The sequence below is a fragment of the Streptomyces phaeochromogenes genome (genome assembly GCF_001418655.1).
Classification (GTDB): Bacteria; Actinomycetota; Actinomycetes; order Streptomycetales; family Streptomycetaceae; genus Streptomyces; species Streptomyces phaeochromogenes.
Genome location: NZ_LIQZ01000007.1, coordinates 20,284 through 27,082 on the forward strand (window position 1 = coordinate 20,284; position 6,799 = coordinate 27,082).

At 71.7% G+C, this 6,799-nt stretch carries 3 protein-coding genes; all 3 read left to right on the forward strand.

Going from position 1 to position 6,799, the window contains the following annotated elements; genetic code table 11:
- Positions 1–43 precede the first annotated feature (43 nt).
- Complete coding sequence (gene cydD, locus AOK17_RS00990) at positions 44–3,556, forward strand: thiol reductant ABC exporter subunit CydD (RefSeq protein WP_055610311.1); 3,513 nt, start codon at positions 44–46, stop codon at positions 3,554–3,556.
- 169 nt (positions 3,557–3,725) lie between these two features.
- On the forward strand, positions 3,726–5,387 hold the full coding sequence (locus tag AOK17_RS00995) for a GAF domain-containing sensor histidine kinase (RefSeq protein ID WP_055610312.1): 1,662 nt from the start codon (positions 3,726–3,728) through the stop codon (positions 5,385–5,387).
- Positions 5,388–5,560: 173 nt separating this feature from the next.
- Positions 5,561–6,607 carry a M23 family metallopeptidase gene (locus AOK17_RS01000; RefSeq protein WP_055610313.1) on the forward strand — a complete coding sequence of 349 codons (1,047 nt, stop codon included), beginning with the start codon at positions 5,561–5,563 and terminating at the stop codon, positions 6,605–6,607.
- Positions 6,608–6,799 lie beyond the last annotated feature (192 nt).

The window sequence follows — 6,799 nt, forward strand, 5'->3', positions numbered from 1 at the left end:
TTTCACGTGAAACACACCTGCTTGACCCAAGGGTGTGTTTCACGTGAAACCGATCGACCCGCGACTGCTGCGATACGCCCGCGCCACCCGCCTGTTCCTGATCGCGGTTGTCGGTCTGGGAGTTGTGGGGGCGGGGCTGGTCATCGCCCAGGCGATGCTGATCGCCGAAGTGGTGGTCGGCGCCTTCCAGCACGAACTGTCGGTTGCCGAACTGCGCACGCCGCTCCTGCTGTTGGCGGCGGTCGCGGTCGGTAGGGCGTGTGTCTCCTGGCTCACCGAACTCGCCGCGCACCGGGCGAGCGCGGCCGTCAAGTCGGAGCTGCGGAGGCGGTTGCTGGAGCGTGCCGGCGCGCTCGGCCCTGGTTGGCTGAGCGGGCAGCGGACCGGTTCGCTGGTCGCGCTCGCCACCCGTGGGGTCGACGCGCTGGACGACTACTTCTCGCGCTATCTCCCGCAGTTGGGGCTCGCGGTGGTCGTGCCGGTGGCCGTACTCGCGCGGATCGTCACCGAAGACTGGGTGTCCGCGGCGATCATCGTCGGCACTCTTCCGCTCATCCCGATCTTCATGATGCTCATCGGCTGGGTCACCCAGTCCCAGATGGACCGTCAGTGGCGGTTGCTGTCACGGCTCTCGGGCCACTTCCTGGACGTGGTCGCGGGACTGCCCACACTCAAGGTGTTCGGCCGGGCCAAGGCGCAGGCCGACTCGATCCGCCGGATCACCGGGGACTACCGGCAGGCGACCATGCGCACCCTGCGGATCGCCTTCATCTCGTCCTTCGCGCTGGAACTGCTCGCCACGATCTCGGTCGCCCTGGTCGCGGTGACCATCGGAATGCGGCTCGTCCACGGCGAGATGGCGTTGTACGACGGTCTGGTCGTCCTGATTCTCGCGCCCGAGGCCTATCTGCCGCTGCGGCAGGTGGGGGCGCAGTACCACGCGGCGGCGGAGGGGCTGTCCGCCGCCGAGGAGATCTTCGAGGTCCTGGAGACACCGGAACCGACGTCGGGGACCGGCGCGGTGCCGCCCTCCGGAGGCGTGCGCTTCGAAGGGGTGACGGTCCGGTTCCCGGGGCGGTCCTCGGACGCGGTGTCGGACGTGTCGTTCGCGGTCGAGCCCGGGGAGACGGTGGCACTCGTCGGGCCCAGCGGAGTGGGCAAGTCGACGCTTCTGAACGTGCTGTTGGGATTCGTGGAACCCACGTCGGGGCGGGTGAGAGTCGGGGGAGTCGATCTCACCGAGACCTCGCTGGAGGAGTGGCGCTCACAGGTCGCCTGGGTGCCGCAGCGGCCCCATCTGTATGCCGGGTCCGTCGCCGAGAACGTACGGCTGGCGCGGCCGGACGTCGACGACTCCGCGGTGCGGCGGGCGCTGTCCGATGCCGGGGCTCTCGAGTTCGTGGACGCGCTGCCCGAGGGCGTACGGACGGTACTGGGTGAGGAAGGTGCCGGGCTCTCCGCCGGGCAGCGTCAACGGCTTGCACTGGCAAGGGCGTTCCTCGCGGACCGGCCGGTGCTGCTGCTCGACGAGCCGACGGCCTCGCTGGACGGGGCGACCGAGGCCGAGGTCGTGGAAGCGGTCAGGCGCCTGGCCGTGGGGCGGACCGTGCTGCTCGTCGTCCACCGGCCCGCGCTGCTGGACGTGGCGGACCGGGTGGTTCGACTGCAGCCAGAGGTGCCTGTCGCGGTGGACGGCTCCATGGGCTCCGGCGGCGACAAGGAGCTTCGGGACGACGTGGTGGCGGTGCCCGCGGGTGGTGAGGAAGAGGCGACTCTGCTCCCGGAGGGGCGGGAACAGGAGGCGCGAGAAGGCGTACTGGCGCGTGTGCGGGCCATGGCCGGGCCTCGGCGCGGACGGCTGGTGCTTGCCCTCCTACTCGCGAGCCTCGCGCTCGGCAGCGCCGTCGGCCTCATGGCCACCTCCGGCTGGCTGATCTCCAGGGCCTCCCAGCAGCCGCCCGTGCTCTATCTGATGGTCGCCGTGACGGCCACGCGGGCGTTCGGAATCGGGCGGGCCGTCTTCCGGTACGCCGAGCGGCTCGTGTCGCACGACGCGGTGCTGCGGATGCTCGCCGACACCCGGGTCGCCGTGTACCGGCGCCTCGAACGGCTCGCGCCCGCCGGGCTGCGTACCGCTCGCCGCGGTGATCTGCTCTCGCGACTCGTCGCCGACGTCGACGCGTTGCAGGACTACTGGCTCCGCTGGCTGCTGCCCGCCGCGGCTGCCGCCGTCGTGTCCGCCGGCTCGGTCGGGTTCACGGCCTGGCTGCTGCCGGAGGCCGGGGCCGCCCTCGCGCTCGGGCTGCTGGCCGCAGGCGTGGGCGTCCCGCTGGTGACCGGTGCCGTCGCACGTCGTGCGGAGCGCCGGCTGGCCCCGGCACGCGGGGTGCTGGCGACCCGGGTGGCCGATCTCCTCACGGGCACGGCCGAGTTGACGGTCGCGGGTGCGCTGCCCGCGCGTACCGCCGAGGTACGGCGGGCCGACGGCGAGCTGACCCGTATCGCCTCACGCGCCGCCACCGCCACCGCGCTCGGCGACGGGCTCATCGCGCTGGTCTCCGGACTCACCGTCGCGGCCACCTCCCTCGTCGGCGCCCAGGCGGTCCTCGACGGGCGGCTCAGCGGCGTGGCGATGGCCGTCGTCGTCCTCACCCCGCTCGCGGCCTTCGAGGCCGTCCTGGGGCTGCCGCTCGCGGTCCAGTACCGCCAACGGGTGCGCAAGAGCGCGGAGCGCGTGTACGAGGTGCTGGACGCGCCCGAGCCCGTACGTGAACCGGAGCGGCCGTCGGAGGCGCCCGGATCGCCGTTCCCCGTCGTGCTGAAGGGCCTGGTCGCCCGTCACGCCGGACAGGAGCGGGACGCGCTCGCCGGGGTCGACCTGACGCTCGAACGGGGACGTCGCACCGCTGTGGTGGGGACGTCCGGGGCGGGCAAGACGACCCTCGCCCAGGTGTTGCTGCGGTTCCTGGACGCGGCTGCGGGGACGTACACGCTGGGCGGCGTCGACGCGTACGGCATGGACGGCGACGACGTACGGCGGCTGGTCGGGCTGTGCGCGCAGGACGCCCATCTCTTCGACAGTTCGGTACGGGAGAACCTGCTGCTCGCTCGGAAGGACGCCACCGAGTCCGCGCTGCGGGACGTGCTGGGGCGGGTGCGGTTGCTCGACTGGGTCGACGGGCTGCCCGATGGCCTGGACACGTTGATCGGGGAGCACGGGGCGCGGATGTCCGGGGGGCAGCGGCAGCGGCTCGCTCTGGCGCGGGCGTTGCTCGCGGACTTTCCCGTGCTCGTTCTCGACGAGCCCGCGGAGCATCTCGATCTGGCCACTGCCGATGCGCTCACCGCTGATCTGCTGGCCGCGACCGAGGGGCGTACGACGTTGTTGATCACGCATCGGCTGGCGGGTCTTGAGGCGGTCGACGAGGTGATCGTGCTGGACGGTGGGTGTGTGGTGCAGCGGGGGGCGTACGGGGAGTTGGTGCGTGAGGAGGGGGCGCTGCGGGGGATGTTCGAGCGGGAGAGTCGGACGGAGTTGTTGGTCGGTGTGCGGTGAGCGATCGCGCGTGATGAGTGGTTCGGTTGCGGGTTGTGGGGGCTGGTCGCTCCCACGCGGCGGAGCCGCACATGTCGAAGCCCCGCACCCCCATGAAAGCCGGGCTGCCGTGCGCTCTGTGAGGATGGTTCGGCTTTCCTTCACAAAAGGGACTAATTAGGCTCTGTGTATGCCAGTCGTGCCGAGCCCCGGTGGTGCCCCGGATTCCGATGACGTGCCGCGGTTGCTGGAAGCGATGCGGGCGGTGGGGAGTGGGCTTGAACTGCGGTCCACTTTGGAGCGGATCTGCGGGACCGCGGCGGAGCTGGCGGACGCGCGGTACGCGGCGATCGGGGTGGCGGCGGAGGACGGGGACGGGCTTGCCGAGTTCGTGTACCAGGGGGTCGACGGGGAGACGGCCAGGCTGATCGGGCGGCTGCCGGACGGGCACGAGGGTCTCCTCGGGGCGCTCCTCCGCGAGCCCGAACCCGTGCGGCTCGCGGAGACGACGGAGGACCCCCGGTCGTGCGGGTTCCCGGAGCACCATCCGCGGATGCGTGGCTTCCTGGGGGTGCCCATCCGTGTGCAGGGGGAGATCTTCGGCAACCTCTACCTGGCCGAGAAGAGCGGCGGAGGGTCCTTCGACGACCACGACCTCGACATGGTGCGCGTGCTGGCCGGGGAGGCGGGCATCGCCATCGGGAACGCGCGTCTGTACGAGGCCGCCAAGCAGCGCGAGCGCTGGATCGACGGATCCGTGGCCGTCACGACCGCGCTCCTGTCCGGCGGGGACGCCGACGAGGCCCTGCAGGTGGTCGCCGAACAGGCCCGCCGGCTCTCCGACTCGGCCGCCGGACTCGTATTGCTGCCCGCGGCCGAGGGCGGTCTGGAGATCGTCGCCGTGGCGTCCGAGCGGCCGTCGAAGGCGCTGGGTCTCGTCGTGCCGGCCGAGAACGAGGTCGTGGGCGAACTCCTTGCGGGAGAGGCCGTGTTCGTGGAGGACGCGGCAACCGACCCGCGCATGCTCAGAGACCTTTCCGGTGGCTACGGGCCGACGATGCTGCTGCCCCTCCAGAGCGGCGGCCGAGTCCTGGGAACCCTCGTCATGGCGCGTGCGGAGGGCGCGCGGCCGTTCTCGGAGACCGAGCGCAACCTGGCGACGCAGTTCGCCTCGCAAGCCGCTCTGGCGCTGATGATGGCGGAGATGCAGCGCGACCGGGAGCGGCTCGCGGTCTACGAGGACCGCGACCGGATCGCCCGTGACCTGCACGATCTCGTCATCCAGCGGCTGTTCGCCACCGGGATGATGCTGGAGAGCGCCCAGCGGAGGTCCGCGGTGCCGGAGGTGCGGCAGGGCGTCGGCAAGGCGGTCGACGAACTCGACGTCACCATCCAGGAGATCCGCACCGCCATCTTCGCGCTCCAGCAGGAACCGGCCGAGGTGCCGACAGGGCTGCGGACACGCGTACTGCGTGAGATCAACATGGCCGCCGTGCCGCTCGGCTTCAAGCCGTCGCACCACTTCGTCGGTCCCGTCGACATGGTGGTCGGCGAACTCACGGCCAAGAACCTCATCGCGGCCCTCCGCGAGGCCCTGTCCAACGCCTTCCGGCACGCGGGGGCGTCCCGAATCGACGTCACCGTGGACGCGACCGTACGACTGCCGGACGGGCGGCCCGGCGTACGGCTGACCGTCACGGACGACGGCGTCGGCATCCCCGAGGGCGGGCGGCGCAGCGGGCTCAAGAACCTGGCGCGACGGGCGGAGTCGCTGGGCGGGGACAGCTGGTACGGGCCGGGCAGCGGGGAGAACGGCGGCGGCGCGTCGGTGGTGTGGGAGGCGCCGTACTGAAGGAACCCGGGTGCGGTCGGCCGGTCCGGGCAGCCGAGGCAAGGCGGCCCGCCGAAGTTCCCTCAACCAGGCCCCTGTTCGGCTCAGTGGAGTGGTCCATCCGTGACAACCGGTCCCCCAGGTGTACGACTTGAACAGGACCGTAGCCACTTGAGCGCGACACGATCGATGTCATGCGCTCACGTCGTCGCCATCCCCTGCTCGTCCCCGTGCTGCTGTGCGCGCTGGCCGTCCTGGTTGCCCGGCCCACGTCGGCCACGGGAGACTCCGACGCCCCGGGCGGCCTGAACGCCGAGGTGGTGCGGCTGTACGACGAGGCGTCCCTGGCGACTCAGCAGTACGAGGCGGGCCGCCGGGCGGCCGAGGTGCAGCGGGGCCGGGCGCAGCGGCTGGAGCGGCTCCTCGCGCGTGAGCGGCAGGACATCGCCGCGCTGCACGGGGACCTCGGCCGGATCGCGCGCGCCCAGTACCGCAACGGCGGCGGACTCCCGCACACCGCGCAGATGCTGCTCGCGGACAGCCCCGAGGAGCTGATGCGCGGTCAGCGTGCCGTCTGGCAGGCGGATCTGGCGGTCAACAACGCCGTCACCAAGAGCCGCAGGGCCGAGGCACGGCTCGCCGCCGACGAGGAGAAGGCGGCGTCGGCCTGGCAGGTGCTGGATCGGCGCAACGGCGAACTCGCCGAGATCAAGCGGGGCATCGAGAAGAAGCTGGAAGAGGCGCAGTGGACGCTCCAGGGGCAGGCGGACGCCTCGGTCGCCGCCGGTGCGTGCCGGGGTGCCGTCCGGCTCGACCAGCCGCGAACGCGCTTCGCGCAGCCGTGGGTCGCGCCGGTGGAGACGTACGAACTCTCCTCGGGCTTCGGCAGCGGCGGTGATCGCTGGGCCAGCCGGCACACCGGGCAGGACTTCGCGGTGGACATCGGCACGCCTGTGCGGTCGGTCGGCGCGGGGCGGGTGGTGAAGGTGTCGTGCGGCGGCGCGTTCGGCATCGAGGTCGTGGTGAAACACGCGGGGGGCTACTACACCCAGTACGCCCACCTGGCCGCCGTCACCGTGGAACAGGGAGAGCGGATCGCCGCGGGACAGTGGGTCGGGCAGTCGGGCACGACCGGCAACTCGACCGGGCCGCATCTGCACTTCGAGGTACGTCTGACGCCTCAGCTGGGATCGGGAGTCGATCCGCGGGAGTGGCTGGCCAAGCGCGGGGTTCGGCTGTAGATCGGGGTCCAGGCGAGGACTGGTAAGGGGTGAGGGTGGGGGCGGTAAGGGGCGGGCGCCAGGACGCCGTCCCTTACCGGCGTTCCGCGAGAGTCCGCTCGACTACCGGCGTTCCGCGAGTATCCGCTCGATCACGACGGCCACGCCGTCCTCGTTGTTGGCGACCGTCCGACCGGAAGCTGCCGCGATCAC